Raw genomic sequence first — 22360 nt, forward strand, 5'->3', positions numbered from 1 at the left:
AACGCACCCAACCCACCCGTACCACCCGTCACCAACACCCACCCCGAACCCAACCCACCCCACACCGACGACACCACGGGGTCGGTCTCGGCGAGCCGGGGCACTCGCAACTGGCCCTCACGCAAGGCCACTTCGGGTTCGCCCGACAGGATCGCCGCGGGCAGGATGTCGAGTGAGTCGTCCCGGCCGTCCACATCGGCGAGGACGAAGCGGCCGGGGTTCTCGGCCTGGGCCGCACGCAGCAGCCCCTGGACCGGTGCCTGGGTCAGCGTGGGCCCCTGGGTGACCACCGCCAGGCGGGACGCGGCGAACCTCTCGTCGGCCAGCCATCCCTGGACGACATCCAGTGCCTGGTGGGTCAGCGTGTGGACGGCCGCCGGAACGTCCCCGGTGCCGGTGCCGGTGCCGGTGCCGATGGGAAGCGACCACAGCACCACGTCGGGGATGTCCGCCGCTCCCAGTGCGGTCAGGTTCTCGTACGCGGGCACGTCGGCCGGAAGTCCGGCCCGCTCGGTGCCCAGTACCGCCCAGCGGGCGGTGGCGGACCGGTTCACCGGACGTGGGGTCCACTCCGTCCGCAGCAGTACGTCGCTCAGCGCGCCGCCCGCGTGACCTGTCCGGTCGGACGACATCGGCCGGGAGGCCAGCGACTCGACGGTGAGGACGGGCTGTCCGCTCTCGTCGGTCACCGTCATGCTCGTCGGCCCGTCGTCCCGGCCCAGCCTGGTGTGTACGCGGATCGTGGACGCGCCTGAGGCATGCAGGGTCACGCCGGTCCACTCGAAGGGGAGCAGTGTCCTGCCGCCCCGCCGGTCCGTGTCGAGCAGTTCGGCATGCATGCCGGCGTCGAGCAGAGCCGGGTGGAGACCGAACAGAGCAGCGTCGGCCCGCGCCTCGTCGGGCAGGACGGCCTCGGTGTACAGGTCGTCCCCGCGCCGCCACGCCGACCGCAGGCCCTGGAAGACAGGTCCGTAGGCGTAACCCTCGTCGCGGAGACGTTCGTAGGCCTCGGTCAGATCCACCGGGGTGACGTCCGCGGGCGGCCAGGTACCGAGGTCGGGCGCGGGGGAAGGGGCCGGGGAGCCGGTGCCGACCGTGCCGTCGGCGTGCCGCGTCCAGTCCTCGCCGGACGGGGCGTCCTCGCGCCGGGAGTGGACGCTCACCCGGCGGTCGCCGGCCGCGTCGGCCGCGCCGACCACGACCCGTACCGCGACACCGCAGTGCTCCGGCAGCACCAGGGGCGCCCCGAGTGTCAGCTCGCGCAGCACGTCGCAGCCGACCTCGTCGCCGGCCCGGATCGCCAGTTCGACGAAGGCGCTGCCCGGCAGCAGTACGGTACCCAGCACTTCGTGATGGGCCAGCCACGGCCGGGTGGCCGTCGACAGCCTGCCCGTCAGCACCACGCCCCCGGAGTCAGGTGTCGTCACCACGGCGCCGAGGAGCGGGTGGTCCGCCGGGTCGAGCCCCACGGAGGAGACATCGGAGTCCTGGGCGGTGGAGTCGAGCCAGAACGCCTCGTGCCGGAACGCGTAGGTGGGCAGTTCGACCGGTCGCGTGTCCCGGTCCGCGAACACGGCCCGCCAGTCGACGGACACCCCTGCCGCGTGCAGCTGCCCGACGGCAAGGAGAAGCGCTTCGGGCTCCGGCCGGTCCTTCCGCTGCGTCGCCACCAGGACGCCTGCGTCGATGTCGGTCCGTACGCACTGCCGCGCCATCGCGGTCAGTACGCCGTCGGGCCCCAACTCCACGTACCGGGTGACACCTTCGGACTCCAAGTGCCGTACGCAGTCGGCGAATCGAACCGCCTCACGCACGTGCCGTACCCAGTGGTCCGCCGAACCCAGTGCCTCCGCGTCGACCACCGAGCCCCCGAGATGGGAGACGACGGGGATGACGGGCGCGTTGTACGTGATGCTCTCGGCGACCTCACGGAAAGCCTCCAGCATGGGGTCCATCAACGGCGAGTGGAACGCGTGGGACACCTTCAGACGAGTCGTCCTGCGACCCAACCCCGTGAAGTACCCGCTGATACGCGCGACTTCGGCCTCCACACCGGAGACAACGACCGAATCAGGGCCGTTCACCGCCGCGACCGCCAGCTCCGCGTCGTCCAGCAGCGGGGCGACCTCTTCCTCGCTCGCCTGGATCGCGGCCATCGCCCCACCCGAGGGCAACGCCTGCATCAACCGGCCCCGAGCAGCCACCAACCTGGCCGCGTCGCCCAGCGAGAACACCCCGGCCACATGCGCCGCCGCCAACTCACCGATCGAATGCCCCGCCACGAAGTCAGGCCGCACACCCCACGTCTCCAACAGGCGGAAGAGCGCCACCTCGACGGCGAACAACCCCGCCTGCGCGAACACCGTCCGATCCAGCAGATCCGACCCCGACCCCGACTCCGACCACATCACCTCACGCAGAGGCCGGTCCAGATGGGAATCCAGAGCGGCACACACCTCGTCCAACGCCGCCGCGAACACCGGGAACGACTCGTACAACCCCCGCCCCATACCCACCCGTTGCGCACCCTGCCCCGAGAACAGGAAGGCGGTCCGGCCGGTGCCCGCGACGCCGTGGACGACGCCACGGCCGGGGGCGGTGCCGTGGGCCCCGTCGGCCAGCGTGCGCAGGCCTGCCATCAGGTCGTCCCGGTTCCGGCCGACCACCACCGCGCGGTGTTCGAAGAGCGCGCGCGACGTGGCCAGCGAGTACCCGATGTCGGCGGGGCGCAGCAGCGGACGGGCCGTCAGGAAGTCCCGTAGCCTGGCCGCCTGAGTGGGCAGCCCGTCCCGGCTCCGCGCGGACAGCACCCACGGCACCGTGCCCGAGTCGGCCGGCCGCTCGCCCTGGTCGCCGGGGATGTCCCGCACGTCCGCCGGACCCTGCTCGATGATGACGTGGGCGTTCGTCCCGCTGATCCCGAACGAGGAGATCCCCGCCCGCCGCGGACGACCAGCGGTCTCCGGCCACTCACGGGACTCCGTCAGCAACTCCACCCGCCCCGCCGACCAGTCCACCTGCGCAGACGGCGCGTCCACATGCAACGTACGCGGCAACACCCCATGGCGCATCGCCTGCACCATCTTGATCACCCCGGCCACACCAGCCGCCGCCTGCGCATGCCCCATGTTCGACTTCACCGACCCCAGCCACAACGGACGCCCCTCCGGACGGTCCTGGCCATACGTCGCAAGCAGCGCCTGCGCCTCGATCGGATCACCCAACGTCGTCCCCGTACCGTGCGCCTCCACCGCGTCCACGTCACCGGTACCGAGGCCTGCGCCGGCCAACGCCTGCCGGATCACCCGTTGTTGGGACGGGCCGTTCGGGGCGGTCAGGCCGTTGGAAGCGCCGTCCTGGTTGACGGCGGAACCGCGGACCACCGCCAGCACCGGATGACCGTTGGCCCGCGCGTCCGACAGCCGTTCCAGGAGCAGCATCCCGGCGCCCTCGCCCCAGCCCGTACCGTCGGCGGCGGCCGAGAACGCCTTGACGCGCCCGTCGGGGGCGAGCCCGCGCTGTTCGCTGAAGTCGACGAAGGTCTCCGGGGTCGCCATGACCGTCACCCCACCGGCCAGTGCCAGTGAGCACTCCTGCGACCTGAGCGAGCGCATCGCCAGGTGCAGGGCCACCAGCGAGGACGAGCAGGCGGTGTCGACGGTGACCGCCGGGCCCTCAAGACCCAGTGTGTAGGCGACCCGGCCCGAGACGATGCTTCCGTTGCTGGAACTGGTGCCGTAGTCGTGGTACATCACGCCGGCGAACACGCCCGTGCGGCCACCGCGCAGTGCGGCGGGGTCGATGCCGGCGCGCTCCAGCGCCTCCCACGAGGTCTCCAGCAGCAACCTCTGCTGGGGGTCCATGGCGAGGGCCTCACGCGGTGAGATCCCGAAGAAGGCGGCGTCGAACCCGGCCGCGTCGAGCAGGAATCCGCCCTCGCGCACATAGCTCCTGCCGGGTGTGCCGGGCTCGGGGTCGTAGAGGCGCCCGGTGTCCCAGCCGCGGTCGGCGGGGAAGCCCGACACGGCGTCCGTGCCCTCGGCGACGAGCCGCCACAGGTCGTCGGGGGACGTGACGCCGCCGGGGTAGCGGCAGGCCATGCCCACGATCGCCACCGGCTCGGTGGCGGCGGCCGTCAGCCGTCCGTTGCTCTGCCGGAGCCGTTCGTTCTCCAGCAGCGAGTCGCGGAGCGCCTCGATGATCTCCTCGGCGGACGCGTCCACCTTCAGCCTCCGAACTCGTTGAGGAAGTCGGTCATCACCCGTGTGAAGTGTTCGGGCTCTTCCAGGTGGGGCAGGTGGCTCGACTCCTCGAAGACCTCCCACCGGACGTCGGGGATCAGTTCGGCGAACGGCCGCACGGTCGCGGGCGTCGCCTCGTCGTGCCGGCCCGAGATGAGGAGCGTGGGCACCTCGATGTCGGCGACGCAGTCCTCCACCGACCAGTCCCGCAGGGTCCCGGTGACGTGGAACTCGCTCGGGCCGTTCATGGTGCGGTAGACGGTGGGGTCGTTCTGGATCTCCATGAGGGTCGCCACGAAATCGCGTGGCCACGGCCGGAGCCGGCACACGTGCCTGTTGTAGAAGACCGTCATGGCCTGGAGGTACTGCTCGCTGTCGGTGTCCCCCGCGGCCTCGTGGCGGGCCAGCGTCTCGTCGACCCCGGGCGGCAGCAGTTCGCGCAGGACTTTCATTTCCTGGCGCCACAGGACATAGGAGGCGGGGGAATTGGCGATGACCAGTGCCCGTAGCCCCGGTGGTTTCGCCGAGGCGTGTTTCGCGGAGAGTATGCCGCCCCAGGACTGGCCGAACAGTACGTAGTCCTCGGCGATTCCGAGCCTGTTCAGCAGGTTGTCGAGTTCGTCGAGGAACAGGTCCACGGTCCAGAATTCCGGGCCCCGTCCGGGAAGGTGGGTGGAGCCGCCGTTGCCGATCTGGTCGTAGTGCACGACCGGCCGTCCCAGCTCGGCGAGCGAGGCGAGAGAGCGCAGGTAGTCGTGGGTGCTGCCCGGTCCGCCGTGGACGACCACCAGGGGTGGTCCGCCGGCGCGCAGGTCGCCCGTGACGCGATACCAGGTCTCGTACGCGCCGAATGGCACGCTTCCCTTGGCATGGGGAGCCAACGACACCTCAATCACCCCGTTCGACTGGTCTCACGACGCACGCCGTCCATTGCCCGCGGCGGCCGTTCGGCGGGCCGCGGCGGTCATCACGACACTAGTTACGGAAAAGCTCCGGGAACTCCCCTGAGATGCCCCGGCCACCCCCTATATCCGGGGGCGGAACCGGGGTGCTCCGCATGCCCGGGGCGCCCCCGGAGTCCTCCGTGCAGGGGGCGGAGCCGGGATTCTCGGCCGCGGGCGGAGCCGGGGTTCTCAGCGGCGGGCGGAGCCGGCGTTCACCTCATCGAGCCGATCCACTCGTCGACGATCCGCGCGGTGGTCTCCGCGTCCTCCTGTACGAGCGAGAAGTGGTTCCCCGGTGCCGTCCTGAGGGTCTGGGTGGCGTTCCAGGGCGTGGCCAGCCACCGGTCGCCGCCGGATCCCTCGCCGGATCCCTCGTCGGGTCCGTCGGGTCCGGTGATGAACGACTCGGCGGCCTGGACGAACAGGACAGGTGCGTGGAGTTCGCCGGGGGTGAAGTCGAGCAGGAGGTTGGCGTACAGGCCCATCGCGGAGAGCCTGGCGCTGCCGAAGCGGCCGAACGTCGGCTCCATCTCCAGCAGGTTCAGGGCGAGCGACTCCTGTCCGACGGTCATGGCCTCGTCGCGGACCTGGAAGCTGTCCAGCAGGACGATCCCTTCCGGGCCGGCGTCCGCCGCCTCCAGGCGGTTCGCGACCGCGTGCGCGACGAGGCCGCCGGAGGAGTAGCCGAGCAGGACGTACGGCTCTCCTTCCGCGGCCCGTGCCACGCTGTCGGCGATCACCTCGGTGACGGCGTCGAGCGAGTCGGGCAGGCTCTCCCCCGCCGCGAAACCGGGCAGCGGCAGCGCGGTGACGTGCCAGGTGCCGTGCAGGTGGGAGACGAGCCGGGCGTGCTGGTGGACGCCGCCGACCGCCATGGGCGTGGAGACGCAGATCAGGCGCGGGCGTGCGGGTCCGTCCGCGAGGACCACCGGCCGCGGCGGGCTCGGCAGGTCGGCGCTCCCGGTGAACCTCGGCCGGATGTCGGCGACCGCGCCGAGGAGGACGAACCCCTGGGTGACGTTCCCCGCTCGTACGGCCGCGCGGAACAGGTCGCTGAGGGTGTCGCCGTCGGTGTCGGCGGCGGGTTCGCCGTCCGTGGCCGTACCCGGTCCTTCGAGGTCGGCCGCCAGCCGTAGGTGGACATGGCGGGCCAGCTCGGCGGGGTTCTTGGAGTCGAACACGGCCATCGCGGGCAGGCGCAGCCCGGTCGCGGCGTTGAGGCCGTTGCGCAGTTCCATCGCCGTGAGGGAGTCGAAGCCCGCTTCCAGGAAGTCCCGGTCGGGGTCGACGGCCTCGGGGCCGCTGTGGCCGAGGACCCCGGCGGCGCAGGTCAGCACCAGCGTCCGCAGTTCCCGGGCCCGCTCGTCCTCGGAGAGGCCGGCGAGTCGCGCGCGGAGCGCTCCCGAGTCCGCCCGGCCCGCCGTGGCGGTGCGCCGGGAGCGCGGTACCAGGTCCCGCAGCAGCGGCGGCAGGTCGTCACCGGCGGCGGCCAGGGCCCTGAGGTTCAGGCGGATCGGGACGAGCGCCGCCGCGTCGAGACGTCCGGCGGTGTCGAGGAGCCCGAGTCCCTGTGCGGCGGAGAGCGCTTCGACGCCCGAACGGCCCACGCGTTGGCGGTCGTTGTCGTCGAGCCGGCCCGCCATGCCGCTGTCGCTCGCGCCCCACAGTCCCCAGGCCAGGGACTGGGCGGGCAGGCCGTGGGCGCGGCGGTGTGCGGCCAGGGCGTCCAGGAACGCGTTCGCCGCCGCGTAGTTGCCCTGTCCCGGAGTGCCCAGCACACCGGCCGCCGAGGAGAACAGGACGAACGCCGACAGGTCCATGTGCCGGGTCAGTTCGTGCAGATACCAGGCGGCGTCGGCCTTCGGGCGGAAGACGGTGTCCACGCTCTCGGGGGTGAGGGAGGAGATGGTTCCGTCGTCCAGCACCCCTGCCGCGTGCACGACGGCGCTCAGGTTCCGTCCGGTGAGGAGTTCCGCGAGGGCGTCGCGGTCGCCCACGTCGCAGGCGGCCACCTCCACGCGTGCTCCGAGTTCAGACAGTTCCTCGCACAGTTCGGCCGCGCCGGGTGTTCCGGCTCCGCGCCTGCCCACCAGGAGCAGGTTCCGTACGCCGCGTTCGGCGACCAGGTGCCGCGTCACGACGACGCCGAGCGCCCCGAGCGCACCGGTCACCAGGACGGGGCCCTCGCCCGCGAACCCGGCGAACCCGGCGAGCTCGGCGAACTCCTCATCCGACACCGCGAGTTCGGCGGGCACTGCGGGTTCTGCGGGTTCTGCGGGTTCTGCGGGTTCTGCGGGCTCCGCGAGTTCGGCGGGCTCTGCGGGCACCTTCGCCAGGCGGGCCGCCCGGAGCACGCCGTCGCGCAGGGCGACCTGCGACTCGTCGGACTCCGACGACACCAGGGCCGTGAGCACGCTCGTGACGTCGGCGGGATCCGGCAGGTCGGCGAGGACGATCCGGCCGGGGTCCTCCGACTGCGCCGAGCGCACCAGTCCCCAGACGGCCGAGCCCGCGAGGTCGGTGACGTCCTCGTCGTCCACGGACACCGCGCCCGAGGTGACGACCACGAGGCGGGCGCCGGCGAACCGGTCGGCGGCGAGCCACGACCGCACGGCACCCAGCACCTGGTGTACGGCCCTGCGTGCCGGTGCGGCGCCCGCCGTCCCGGTCACGGGCAGCACCACGAGTTCGGGTACGGGGGATTCGGCCCGCAGGTCGTCCCACGCGATCCAGTCCGGGGTGCGCCCCGCACGGGCGGCCGGGAGCGGCGTCCACTCCAGCCGGAACAGCGACTCGTGGAACGGGGAGCCGGCCGCGGCGGACAGCTGGGCCGGGGACATCTCCCGCAGGGCCAGCGACTCGACCGCCACGATCGGGTTCCCGGCCGTGTCCGCCGCCTGGATCGACACCACGCCGGCGCCGGTCGGGGTCACCCGGACGCGCAGCGCCGTGGCGCCGGAGGCGAACAGCTCCACCCCCGACCACGCGAACGGCAGCACCACCCCGTCACCGACCGCACCACTCAACGCCACCGCATGCAGACCCGCGTCCAGCAACGCCGGATGCAACCCGAACCCGTCCCCCTCCACCCGCTCAGGAAGAGCGACCTCCGCGAACACCTCCTCACCACGCCGCCACGCCGCCCCCAACCCACGGAACACCGGCCCGTACTCCAGACCGACGTCGGCCAGTGCGTCGTACAGGCCGCTGACGTCGATCCCGGTGGCGCCGGGAGGGGGCCACTGTTCGAGCCCGGGGTCCGTGACCGCGCCGGCCGGGGCCAGGGTGCCGAGCGCGTGCCGGATCCACGGCCCGTCCGTGTCCGCGCGGGTGTGGATCGTCACGGGCCGTCCGCCGTCCGGGCCGCCGGGGGCGCCGACGACCACCTGTACGGACACGCCGCCCTCGGCGGGAAGCACCAGCGGCGCCTCCAGTGTCAGTTCCTCGACGCGGCCGCAGCCGACCTGGTCCCCGGCCCGTACGGCCAGTTCCACGAAGCCCGTGCCGGGGAACAGTGTCACGCCGGACACGGCGTGGTCGCCGAGCCAGGGCTGGGAGCCCACCGACAGCCGGCCGGTGAGCGTCACGCCGTCCGCGCCCGCGACCACGGACGGGACGACCGCGCCGAGCAGCGGATGGCCGGGCGCGTCCAGGCCCAGGGAGGTGACATCGCCCGCGCCCGCGCTCTGGTCGGTCCAGTAGCGGCGGCGCTGGAAGGCGTAGGTGGGCAGTTCGGTGCGTCCCGCCCCGTGTCCGTCGAAGGCGGCCTTCCAGCCGACGTCCACACCGCCGGTGAACACCTCGGCGAGTGAGGTCAGGAGCCGTTCCGCACCGCCCTCGCCGCGGCGCAGCGAACCGGCCGTCACTCCGCTCACACCCGCCGACTCCATGGTCTCCCCCAAGCCCACCAGCAGGCCGGGGTGGGGGCTGGACTCGACGAACGCGGTGAAGCCGTCGGCCAGCAGGGCGCGCGTGGCCTGTTCGAAGCGGACGGTCCGCCGCAGGTTCGTGTACCAGTACTCGGCGTCGAGGGTGGCGGTGTCGAGCGGCGCGCCCGTCACGGTCGAGTAGAACACCACCCGTGACGGGCGGGGCGACAGTCCGTCCAGTTCGGCGAGGATCCGGTCGCGCAGCCCCTCGACGAACATCGAGTGGGAGGCGTAGTCGACGGGGATCAGCCGTACCCGGACGCCCTGCTCCTCCAGCGTCGCCCTGAGGTCCGCCAGCGCGTCCACCTCACCGGACAGGACGACGGACGTGGGGCCGTTGACCACGGCCAGTTCGACGCGCCCTTCCCATCCGGCGCGCCCCTCCCCTCCGGCGAGCACCTCGGCGGCCCGCTCCGGGGACAGGGCCACCGAGAGCATGCCGCCCTGACCGGCGAGGTCCTCCGCGATGATCCGGCTCCGGACGGCCACCACCCGCGCCCCGTCGTCCAAGCTCAGCGCACCCGCCACACAGGCGGCCGCGATCTCACCCTGCGAATGACCGACGACAGCGGCGGGCTCCACCCCGAAGCCACGCCACACCTCGGCCAGCGACACCATCACCGCCCACAGGACCGGCTGAACGACATCCACCCGCTCCAACGGCCCACCGTCACCACGCAACACCTCCACCAGATCCCACTCCACGAACGGGCGCAACGCACGCCCGCACTCCTCCACACGCGCCGCGAACACCGGCGAAGAATCCAGGAGCTCAACCGCCATACCCACCCACTGCGAACCCTGCCCGGGGAACACGAACACGGGCGCGGCGGCGCGGCCGGAGCCCTGCAGCACGCCGGGGTGCGCACCACCGGTGGCCAGTGCGTCCAGTCCGTCCAGCGCGCTCGCCCGGTCCGCCGCGAGCACGACCGCGCGATGGTCGAACGCCGTCCTCGACGTGGCCAGCGACAGCCCCACATCGGCGATGTCGACGCTCTCGTCGGCCCGGACGAAGGCGGCCAGCCGCTCCGCCTGGGCTCGTACGGCGTCGGCGCTCCGGGCCGTCACCACCCAGGGGACGGGGCCGGTCCGGGGCCGGTCGGCGGGCCCGCCGGTGCCGTGCGTCCCGTCCGGCGCGGAGGGTTGCTCCAGGATCACGTGGGCGTTGGTGCCGCTTATCCCGAAGGAGGAGACCGCCGACCGGCGGGGACGGCCGTTGCGCGGCCAGTCCCGGGCCTCCGTCAGCAGCTCCACCCGCCCCGCCGACCAGTCGACGTGCGGGGTCGGCGCGTCCACGTGCAGCGTCCTGGGCATCACCCCGTACCGCATCGCCTGCACCATTTTGATGATGCCCGCGACACCGGCCGCCGCCTGGGTGTGGCCCATGTTCGACTTGATGGACCCCAGCCACAGCGGGCTGTCCTGCGGACGGTCCTGCCCGTACGTGGCCAGCAGGGCCTGCGCCTCGATGGGGTCACCCAGCGTCGTGCCCGTGCCGTGCGCCTCCACCGCGTCCACGTCCGCCGTGCCCAGGCCCGCGTTGGCGAGCGCCTGCCGGATCACACGGCGCTGCGAGGGGCCGTTGGGCGCGGTCAGCCCGTTCGAGGCGCCGTCCTGGTTGGTCGCGGTACCACGGACAATCGCCAGCACGGGGTGACCGTTGGCGCGGGCGTCCGACAGCCGCTCCACCAGAAGCATGCCGACACCCTCGCCCCAGCCGGTGCCGTCGGCCGACGCGGCGAACGACTTGCTCCGGCCGTCCGCCGCGAGACCGCGCTGACGGCTGAACTCCACGAACGTCCCAGAGGTCGCCATCACCGTCACGCCGCCCGCGAGAGCGAGGGTGCACTCGCCGGTCCGCAGCGCCTGCGCGGCCAGGTGCAGCGCCACCAGGGACGACGAGCACGCCGTGTCCACCGTGACCGCCGGCCCTTCGAGACCGAGCGTGTAGGAGACCCGCCCGGAGGCGACACTGCCGCCGCTGGCCCCGCCTCCGTAGTCGTGGTACATCACGCCGGCGAACACTCCGGTCGCGCTGCCGCGCAGGGAGCCCGGGGCGATCCCGGCGCTCTCGAACGCCTCCCACGAGGTCTCCAACAGCAGCCGGTGCTGCGGGTCGGTCTCCAGCGCCTCCCGCGGGGAGATCCCGAAGAACTCGGCGTCGAAATCGGCCGCGTCGTACAGGAAGCCGCCCTCACGCGCGATGCACTTGCCCGGCTTTCCGGGTTCGGGGTCGTAGAGGCCGTCGACGTCCCAGCCCCGGTCGCGGGGGAACTCCGCCACCGCGTCGACGCCGTCGGCGACGAGCCGCCACAGATCGTCGGGGGACGCGACCCCGCCGGGGTACCGGCAGGCCATGCCCACGATCGCGATCGGTTCGTCGACGCGCGCCTGGGCCCTGACCGGGGCCGCGGTCTCGCCCGCGCCGAGGAGTTCGCCCATGATGTGCCGGGCCACCGCGTCGGAACTGGGGTGGTCGAAGACAAGGGTGGCAGGCAGCCGCAGGCCGGTGGCGGCGCCGAGAAGGTTACGCAGTTCCACCGCCGACAGGGAGCTGAACCCGAGCTCGGTGAACGCCCGCGCGGGTTCGACGGAACGGGCGTCGTCGTGGCCGAGGACCGCGGCGACGTGTGTGCGCACCAGGTCGAGCAGCGCGCGGTCGCGTTCCGCCGCGGGCAGCGCGTCCAGCCGGCGCCGCAGCGACGCCGCGCCACCGGACCGGGCCGCCCGGCGGGCGGGCGGCTTGACCAGGCCGTGCAGGACGGCCGGGACGGCGCCGGAGGCCGCGAACGACCGCAGCACACCGAGGTCGAGCCGGACGGGTACGAGTTCCGCCGGGCCGGCGGCCAGCGCCCGGTCGAACAGCGCGAGCCCCTCGGTGACCGTGAGGGGCGGCATCCCGGAGCGCCGCAGCCGCTCGATGTCGGCGTCGGAGAGAGCGCCCGCCATGCCCTCCGCCCCGGCCCACGGGCCCCACGCCAGGGAGACCGAGGGGAGGCCGAGCGCGTGGCGGTGGGCGGCGAGGGCGTCCTGGAAGGCGTTCGCCATCGCGTAGCCGGCCTGTCCTGCGCCGCCCAGGGTGCCCGCGACGGAGGAGAACAGCACGAACGCAGACAGGTCCATGTCCCTGGTCAACTCGTGCAGGTGCCAGGCCGCTTGGGCCTTCGGGGCGAGGACGGTGTCCAGCCGGTCGGGCGTGAGGGAGGTCAGCACTCCGTCGTCCAGCACCCCTGCCGTGTGCACGATGCCCGTCAGCGGGTGCTCGGCCCCGGCGATCCCGGTGATCCCGGTGATCCCGGTGATCCCGGGAATCCCGGGAATCCCGGCGAGGAGAGCGGCGACGGCGTCCCGGTCACCGACGTCACAGGCGGCGACCGCGACCTCGGCACCGAGTCCGGCCAGCTCCGTACGCAGCTCTTGGGCGCCGGGTGCCTCGATCCCCCGGCGACTGGTCAGCAGCAGGTGCCGTACGCCGTGTTCGCGCACCAGGTGCCGGGCCACCAGCGAACCGAGACCGCCCGTACCGCCGGTGATCAGTACGGTCCCGGCCGGGTCGAACGACAGGGTGTCCGTACCGCCGGCTGCCCTGCCCGTACCGTCGGCTGCCCTGACCAGCCGGGGGACGCGCACCTCGGTGCCGCGCACGGCGAGTTCGGGCTCGCCGCAGACCGCGAGGGCGGGCAGCGCGAGGGCGGGCAGCGGGTGGCCCGCGTCGCTGTCCAGGCCCGGGTCGTGGTCCCGATCGGGACCGGGACCGGGCTCGGGCTCGGGCTCGGGCTCGGGCTCGGGCTCCAGGTCTACGAGGATGAAGCGGTCGGGGTGTTCCGTCCGGGCGGTGCGGATCAGGCCACGCACGGCCGCGGCCGCGAGATCGGCCGGCCGCTCGCCGTCGGCGGTGACGGCCGCACCGCGGGTGACCACCACCAGCCGTGCGGCGTCCAGCCGTTCGTCGGCCAGCCACTCCTGGACGATGCGCAGCGTCTCGTGCGCGACCGCACGCAGACCGGCCGGGACGTCGTCAACGACCGACGGGCAGGCCCATACGACGACGTCCGGAACCGGCGCCTGCGCGAGTGCGGCCAGGTCCGGGTACGCCGGGACGTCCTCGGGCAGGCCGCAGCGGTCGGTTCCGAGCACCGCCACGGCCGGTGATGACGAGAGTTCGCCGGTCGGCCCGGCAGACAGGGGTGCGTGGGGCGACCAGGCGACGGTGAACAGCGAGCTGTCCTGGCCGGCCTGGCCGTCCGGGACGGGGAGTTGGCCGGGCGTCACCGGCCGCGAGACCAGGGAGTCCACCGACAGGACAGCCTGTCCGGTCTCGTCGGTCACCAGCAGGCTCACCCCGGTGGCGCCGGCGCGGCGGATGCGGACGCGTGCCACCGGTGCTCCGGCGGCGTGCAGCCGTACCCCGCTCCATTCGAACGGCAGGACGACCCCGGGAATCTCGCCGCCATCGCCACCATCGCCTCCTTCGCTGCCATCGCTGCCATCGCCGTGGAGGAGGATGGCGTGCAGCGCGGCGTCCAGCAGGGCCGGGTGGATGCCGTACTCGGCGGCCTCGGCCCGGTCGTGCTCGGGCAGCGCGACCTCGGCGAACAGTTCGTCACCGCGCCGCCACGCGGCACGCAGCCCCTGGAACGCCGGTCCGTAGCCGAACCCGCGGTCGGCAAGGGTCTCGTAGACGCCCGTCAGGTCCAGGACGGCCGCGTTCTCGGGGGGCCACACCGCGAGGTCGTCCCCGAACGCCGCACCGCCCGAAGCGCCGCCCGAAGCGCCACCCGAAGCGCCACCCGAAGCGCCACCTGAAGCGCCACCTGAGGAACCGTCCGCGGAGTCGGCCGCAGGGCCGTCAGCGGGACCGTCCGCGGAAAGGAGTCCGCTCGCGTGCCGCGTCCATGGGAGGTCGGGCGAGGCGCCGTCGGCGCGGGCGTAGACGCTGACGCGGCGCGTGACGACGCCGTCGTCGTCCCGCGCACCGACCGTGACCTGGACGTCGACACCGCCGTGCGCGGGCAGCACGAGCGGCGCTTCGAGGGTGAGCTGCTGGAGTACGTCGCAGCCGACCTGGTCCCCGGCCCGTACGGCCAGCTCCACGAAGGCGGTGCCCGGCAGCAGGAGGGCGCCGAACACCTCGTGGTCGGCCAGCCACGGCCGGGTACCGGTCGACACCCTCCCGGTCAGCACCACGCCGTCGTTCTCCGGGGACACCACGGCGGCGCGGAGGAACGGGTGCTCGGCGGCGGTCTGACCGAGCCCCGACACATCACCCGCGCCCGTGGGGGTGTCGAGCCAGTAGTCCTGCCTCTGGAAGGCGTACGTGGGCAACTCGACCCGGCGGGCGCCCCGTCCGTCGAACACGGCCTGCCAGTCCACCGGGACGCCGTGCGCATGGATCAGACCGACGGCCGCCCGCAGTTCCCGCTCCTCGGACCTGTCCCGGCGCAGTACCGGCACGACTACCTCCACGGTGTCGTCCGTAGCCTGTGCGCGGACCAGGGCGGACAGGACTCCGTCGGGGCCCAGTTCAAGGAAGCGGGTCACGCCGGCAGAGCGAAGGTGCGCGACACCGTCGGCGAACCGCACCGCCTCGCGGACATGCCGGACCCAGTAGCCGGCCGAGTCGAGGCCTTCACCCGGTCCGCCCGTCAGGTTGGAGACGACCGGGAGGGTGGGTGTGCCGTAGGTGATGCTCTCGGCGACTTCGCGGAAGTCGTCCAGCATCGGGTCCATGAGCGGGGAGTGGAAGGCGTGCGAGACCCGCAGGCGGCTCGTCCTACGGCCCAGTTCAGTGAAGTGGGCCGTAATCGCGGTGACTTGGGCGTCAACACCGGACACCACGACCGAGGCCGTACCGTTGACCGCAGCGATCGCCGCCTCCGCGTCATCCAGCAGTGGGGCTACTTCGTCCTCCGTGGCCTGGATGGCAGCCATCGCCCCACCCGGGGGCAGGGCCTGCATCAATCGGCCTCGCGCCGCCACCAGCCTGGCCGCGTCACCGAGCGAGAACACTCCGGCGACATGCGCCGCCGCCAACTCACCGATCGAGTGCCCCGCCAGGAAGTCAGGCCGTACACCCCACGCTTCGAGCAGCCGGAACAACGCCACCTCGACGGCGAACAACCCCGCCTGCGCGAACACTGTCCGGTCCAACAGATCCGGCTCCGGCTCCGGCTCCGGCTCCGGCTCCGGCTCCGAATCCGACTCGGACTCGGACTCCGACCACATCACCTCACGCAGCGGCCGATCGAGATGAGGGTCAAGGGCGGCACACACCTCGTCCAGCGCCGCCGCGAACACCGGGAAGGCCTCGTACAACTCCCGGCCCATACCGACCCGTTGCGCACCCTGCCCCGAGAACAGGAACGCCGTACGCCCCGCAGAGACCGCACCTTGCACGACATCGGAACGCGGCTCGTCCAGCGCGATCGCGGCCAACCCGCGGAGTCCGGAGGCCAGGTCGTCGGCCACCACCACGGCACGGTGCTCCCATGCCGTGCGCGAGGTCGCCAGCGACAACCCGACATCGAGGGGCCGCAGTTCCGGCCGGGTTTCCACGTAGGCGCGCAGCTTCTCCGCCTGAGCCCGGAGCGCGTCGGCCGACTTCCCCGAGAGGACCCACTCCACGGGGGTGACCGCTGAGCGCTTCCGGGGATCAGTACTGGCGGCTTCGGGTGCGGACGCGGGTACGGGGGCGGGTGCCGCCTCGATGATGACGTGGGCGTTGGTGCCGCTGATCCCGAACGAGGAGATCCCCGCGCGGCGCGGACGGCCATCGGCCTGGGGCCACTCCCGTGCCTCGGTCAGCAACTCCACCCGCCCCGCCGACCAGTCCACCTCCGGCGTCGGTTCGTCGACGTGCAGGGTGCGCGGCAGGACACCATGGTCCATGGCCTCGACCATCTTGATGATCCCCGCCACACCTGCGGCGGCCTGGGTGTGCCCGATGTTCGACTTGATCGAGCCGAGCCACAGCGGACTGCCCGCCGGGCGATCCTGCCCGTACGTCGCCAACAAGGCCTGCGCCTCGATCGGGTCACCGAGTGTCGTTCCGGTGCCGTGCGCCTCCACGGCGTCCACATCGCCGGTACCGAGGCCGGCTGTGGCCAACGCCTGCCGGATGACGCGTCGTTGGGAGGGCCCGTTGGGCGCTGTCAGCCCGTTGGAAGCTCCGTCCTGGTTCACCGCGGATCCTCGGACGATCGCCAGCACCGGATGACCATGGGCGCGGGCATCCGACAGGCGCTCCACCAGCAACATCCCCGCACCCTCACCCCACGAGGTGCCGTCCGCCGCGGCAGCAAAGGACTTCGCGCGCCCGTCCGGGGCCAACCCCCGCTGACGGCTGAACTCGATGAACGTCTCCGGCGTCGCCATCACCGCGACTCCACCGGCCAACGCCAGTGAGCACTCCCCCGACCGCAGCGCCTGAACCGCGAGATGCAGTGCCACCAGCGAGGAGGAGCAGGCCGTGTCGACGGTGACCGCCGGGCCCTCAAGACCGAGCGTGTACGAGATGCGTCCGGACGCGACCGAACCCGTACTGCTGTTGTGGGCGTAGTCGTGATACATCATCCCGGCGAAAACGCCCGTCGAACTGCCCCGCAGCGACAACGGGTCGATCCCCGCCCGCTCCAGCGCCTCCCACGACACCTCAAGCAGCAACCGCTGCTGAGGGTCCATCAGCCACGCCTCGTTCGGACTGATCCCGAAGAACCCGGGATCGAACCCGGCGGCATCATGCAGAAACCCGCCCCGGTCCACGTAACTCTTACCCGGACGCCCCGGCTCGGGGTCGAACAGCCCGGCCAGGTCCCAGCCCCGCCCGGTGGGGAGACCGGAGACGCCGTCGACGCCGTCCGCGACCAGTCGCCACAGGTCGTCCGGCGAGACGACGCCGCCGGGATAGCGGCACGCCATGCCCACGATCGCGATCGGCTCGTCGTCGACCGCTGTCCGCAGGGCGAGGGCGGTCCCGGTGGACGGCTCCGAGCCGAGGATCTCGCCGAGCAGGTGGTCGGACAGCACCAGCGGCGTCGGGTGGTCGAAGACCAGCGTCGCCGGCAGCCGCAGGCCCGTCGCCCGGTTCAACCGGTTGCGCAGTTCGACGGCGGACAGCGAATCGATACCGAGGTCACGGAACGCGCGCCCGCCGTCGACGTCCTGCGGACCGGCGAACCCCAGGACGTGCGCGGTCTGTACGCGTACGGTCTCCAGGAGAACCGGTCGGCGCTCGGCCTCGGGCAGGGCGGTGAGCCGCCGCCGCAACGCCGCTACCGCCCCCGCCTCGTGCGTACCCGTGGCAGCTGTCCTGCGTCGGCGTCCGGACACCAAGCCGCGCAGTACGTACGGCAGTTCGTCACCGGCGCCGGCGAGCTCGTTCGTGGCCAGCCCGATCGGGACGAGCAGCGGCTCGGCCATGCGGACGGCGGCGTCGAACAGGGCGAGGCCCTGTCCGGCGGAGAGCCCGTTCACCCCGGACCGGGCCATCCGCTGCGCATCGGAACCGGCAAGCCCACCGGCCATGCCCTCGGTGTCCGTGGCCCAGGGGCCCCAGGCGAGTGACTGGGCGGGCAGGCCGTTCGCCCGCCGGTGAACGGCCAACGCGTCCAAAAAGGCATTGGCAGCCGCGTAGTTGCCTTGACCGGGAGAGCCGAGTACGCCCGCGGCCGACGAGAACAGCACGAACGCCGACAGACCCATGTCCCGCGTCAGTTCGTGCAGATACCAGGCCGCGTCCACCTTCGGACGCAACACCGCATCCACCCGCTCCGGAGTCAACGACGACATCACCCCGTCATCCAGCACCCCGGCGACATGCACCACACCGGACAACGCACGGCCCGCGACGAGCGCCGCGACCGCGTCCCGGTCCGACACATCACAGGCCACCGCCTCGACCTCGGCGCCCAGCTCCGTCAGCTCCGCGCACAACTCCCGGGCTCCCGGCGCCTCCACACCCCGACGACCCACCAACACCAGACGACGAACCCCGTGCCCGACAACAAGGTGCCGCGCCACCAGGCTCCCCAGCGCACCGAACGCACCCGTCACCAGGACAGCCTCGGTGTCACCGCTGAAAACGGGCGTCGTGGTGGCCTCGCCGGTCCGGTCCGCCAGGTCCTCCGAAGAGGAGACCCTGGCCAGTCGCGGAACATGAACGGCGCCGTCACGGATCACTGCCTGGGGCTCGCCCAACGCTGTCACGTCACCGATCAGGCGGGCCAAGTCAACGGGCGTGTCCGTGTGCGTGTGCGTGTGCGTGTCCACCAGGAGAATGCGACCCGGCTCTTCCGACTGGGCCGACCGCACCAGACCCCACACCGCCGCACCCGCGAGGTCCATGACATCCTCGCCGTCCAGCGCGACCGCACCACTGGTCACCACCGCCAGCCGGGACCCGGCGAACCTGCTCTCGGCCAGCCAGGCCTGTATGACCCCGACCGTACGGTGCACAGCGGCACGCACCTCACCGACGTCCCCGCCGGTGACCGGCAGCACCACGACGTCAGGCACCTCGGACGCGTCGGACGCGTCGTCCCACAGCGCCCAGGACACCTCGGTACCCGTGCCGGAAGCGGTCGGGACCGGAACCGAGGCCGGGACCGGGGTCCACCCCACCCGGTACAGCGAGTCGTGAGACGTCGGCACGACAGCGGTGAGCTGTCCGGCCGACCACGGGCGCGACACCAAGGAGTCCACGGTCAGGACCGGACTGCCCGCCTCGTCGGTCAGCCGCAGCGCCGTTCCGCCCGATTCCGTCGGCGTGAGCCGCGCCCGCACGGCCGAAGCCCCCGAGGCGAACAGTCGCACACCGTTCCATGCGAACGGGAGGACCATCTCGTTCCCGGCACGGTCGTCCCGGGTCACCAGAGCGGTGTGCAGAACGGCGTCGAGCAGCGCGGGATGCATGCCGAACGCGGCCGCCTCCTCAAGCGCATGCTCCTCGTCCTGCGGCAGAGCTGTCTCCGCGAACAGTTCGTCGCCGCGCCGCCACACCGCCCGCAGTCCTTGGAACAGCGGTCCGTAGTCGTAGCCGGCAGCCGCGAGTTCCTCGTAGGCGCCGTCGACCGGCACGGCGGTCGCGCCCGGCGGCGGCCAGGCCTCCAGGTCGGCCGACGGTTCCACGGCCGCGTCGCCGAGGACGCCGGTGGCGTGGCGGACCCACACCTGGTCGGTGGCATCGGCCTGGGAGTAGACGCCGATCACCCGGCGGCCGGTCTCGTCGGGGGCCTCCACCACGACCTGCACGGCAACACCGCCGTACTCGGGCAGCACCAGCGGCGCCTGCAGCGTCAGCTCCTCGACCACGGGGCACCCAGCGTGGTCACCGGCGTGGATCGCCAGCTCCAGCAGCGCGGTCCCCGGCACGACGACGCCGCCCCTCATGCGGTGGTCACTGAGCCAGGGATGGGAGTCGGCCGACAGCCGGCCGGTCAGCACCAGCACACCGGCCCCGGGCAGGTCCGTGACCGCGCCGAGCAGCGGATGGTCGACCGGCCCGAGGCCCAGTGAGGCCGCGTCGCCGGTGGCCGAGGCATCGAGCAGCCAGAACCGGTCGCGCTGGAAGGCGTAGGTGGGCAGGTCCACCCGTACGGCGCCGCGGTGGTCGAACAGTGCCTCCCAGTCCACCGGCACCCCGCCGGCGTGCAGCGTGCCGAACGCGGCGAGCAACGTGGCGGTCTCGGGCCGCTCGGCGACCATGGCGGGCACGGCCACCGTGTCGTCAGAGTCCTCCAGGCACGCCTGCGCCATCGCGGTCAGGACTCCGTCGGGACCCACCTCCAGGAAGCGAGTGACGCCCGCGTCGCGCAGCGCCCGGACACCATCGGCGAACCGGACCGCTTCGCGTACATGCCGCACCCAGTAGCCGGCCGAGGCAAGGTCGTCCGGAGCCGATCCGCCCGTCACATTGGAGATGAACGGGATGACGGGCGCGTTGTACGTGATGCTCTCGGCCACCTCACGGAAGGCGTCCAGCATCGGGTCCATGAGCGGGGAATGGAACGCGTGCGAGACACGCAAGCGGCTCGTCTTACGGCCCAGCGCGCTGAAGTGGGTAACGACGATGGCGACTTGGTCGTCCGCACCGGACACCACGACCGACGCCGGGCCGTTGACCGCCGCGATCGCCACCTCCGCGCCGCCCAGCAGCGGTGCGACCTCGTCCTCGGTGGCCTGGACGGCGGCCATCGTCCCGCCCGGGGGCAACGCCTGCATCAACCGCCCGCGCGCCGCCACCAGTTTGGCCGCGTCGCCGAGTGAGAACACCCCCGCCACATGCGCGGCGGCAAGCTCACCGATCGAATGACCCGCCACGAAGTCAGGCTGTACGCCCCACGCGTCCAGCAGCCGGAACAACGCCACCTCGACCGCGAACAACCCCGCCTGCGCGAACACCGTCCGATCCAGCAGATCCGGCTCCGGCTCCGGCTCCGGCTCCGACCACATCACCTCACGCAGAGGCCGGTCCAGATGGGGGTCCAGAGCGGCACACACCTCGTCCAGCGCCGCCGCGAACACCGGGAACGACTTGTACAACGCCCGCCCCATACCGACCCGTTGCGCGCCCTGCCCCGAGAACAGGAACGCCGTACGGCCAGGGACCGTCGTTCCCCGCACCGCTCCGCGACCAGTGACACCCGCGGCCAACTCGTCCAGCCTGGACAGCAGTTCGGCGCGGTCCCGGCCGGTCACCACGGCACGGTGTTCCAGGTGCGCGCGCGAAGTCGCCAGGGAGTAACCGATGTCCTGCGGCGTGAGGTGGTGCCCTTCGGTCCGGACGAACGCGGCCAGCCGGCCCGCCTGGGCGCGTATCCCTGCTCCACCGCGTGCGGAGATCGGCCACGGGACGACCTCCAGCGGTACGCCGGGCTCCACACGTGATTCCGCCTCGGCGGGCGGTGCCGCTTCGACGATCACATGGGCGTTGGTGCCGCTGATGCCGAACGAGGAGACTCCCGCCCGCCGCGGACGGCCATCGGCCTGCGGCCACTCCCGCGCCTCGGTCAGCAGCTCCACCCGCCCCGCCGACCAGTCCACGTGCGGGGTGGGCTCGTCCACGTGCAGGGTCCGGGGCAGGACGCCGTGCTCCATGGCCTTGACCATCTTGATGATCCCGGCCACGCCGGCGGCGGCCTGGGTGTGCCCGATGTTCGACTTGATCGAGCCGAGCCACAGTGGACTGCCCTCCGGACGATCCTGCCCGTACGTGGCCAGCAGGGCCTGCGCCTCGATCGGATCGCCCAGCGTCGTCCCCGTACCGTGCGCCTCCACCGCGTCCACCTGGTCGGACGAAACGCGCGCGTTGGCCAACGCCTGCTGTATCACTCGGCGTTGGGAGGGCCCGTTCGGCGCGGTCAGCCCATTGGAAGCCCCGTCCTGGTTCACCGCGGACCCTCGGACGACCGCCAGCACCGGGTGACCGTTGGCGCGCGCGTCCGACAGGCGTTCCACCAGCAGCATCCCCGCACCCTCGCCCCACGAGGTGCCGTCGGCCCCGGCCGCGAACGACTTCGCGCGCCCGTCCGGGGCCAGCCCCCGCTGACGGCTGAACTCGACGAAGACATCGGGGGTCGCCATCACCGCGACACCACCGACCAGCGCGAGGGAGCATTCGCCGGAACGGAGCGCCTGGACAGCGAGGTGCAGTGCGACCAGCGAGGAGGAGCAGGCCGTGTCGACGGTGACCGCCGGACCCTCAAGACCCAGCGTGTACGAGATGCGCCCCGACGCGACCGAACCCGTACTGCTGTTGTAGGCGTAGTCGTGATACATCATCCCGGCGAAGACACCCGTCGAACTGCCCCGCAGCGACAACGGATCGATCCCCGCCCGCTCCAACGCCTCCCACGACACCTCAAGCAGCAACCGCTGCTGAGGGTCCATCAGCCAGGCCTCGTTCGGGCTGATTCCGAAGAACGCCGGGTCGAACCCGGCGGCATCATGCAGAAACCCGCCCCGGTCCACGTAGCTCTTGCCCGGACGTCCGGGCTCGGGGTCGAACAGCCCGGCCAGGTCCCAGCCACGATCGACGGGGAAGCCGGAGAGCCCTTCCGCCCCCTCGCTGACCAGGTTCCAGAGGTCTTCCGGTGACTGGACCCCTCCCGGGTAGCGGCAGGCCATCGCGACGATGGCGATCGGTTCGCGCAGGTCCGAGGTGAGCCGGCGATGCTGCGCGCGCAGCCGTTCGGTCTCCTTGAGTGATGTCCTGAGTGCCTGGAGGAGTTTCTCGTCGGAATTGGGCATC

General features: G+C 72.4%; 2 protein-coding genes and 1 pseudogene. All 3 read right to left on the bottom strand.

The window, feature by feature from the left end:
* Window positions 1–4214, bottom strand: a pseudogene (locus C6Y14_RS29420) (type I polyketide synthase); the annotation flags it as partial.
* An 11-nt stretch (window positions 4215–4225) separates the two neighbouring features.
* The gene (locus C6Y14_RS29425) at window positions 4226–5128 is read right to left on the bottom strand and encodes a proline iminopeptidase-family hydrolase (RefSeq protein WP_107019894.1); all 903 of its coding nucleotides are present in this window, start codon (window positions 5126–5128) and stop codon (window positions 4226–4228) included.
* A 269-nt stretch (window positions 5129–5397) separates the two neighbouring features.
* A complete protein-coding gene (locus C6Y14_RS44650) occupies window positions 5398–22359 on the bottom strand; it encodes a type I polyketide synthase (RefSeq protein WP_107019895.1) in 16962 nt (5653 codons plus the stop codon).
* Between the last annotated feature and the right edge of the window lies 1 nt (window position 22360).

The sequence above is a fragment of the Streptomyces dioscori genome, from assembly GCF_003024195.1.
GTDB classification, from domain to species: domain Bacteria; phylum Actinomycetota; class Actinomycetes; order Streptomycetales; family Streptomycetaceae; genus Streptomyces; species Streptomyces dioscori.

Excerpts from the sequence above, each read along its gene's own strand:
- C6Y14_RS44650 (WP_107019895.1), bottom strand. The coding sequence starts at position 22,359 with ATGCCCAATTCCGACGAGAAACTCCTCCAGGCACTCAGGACATCACTC.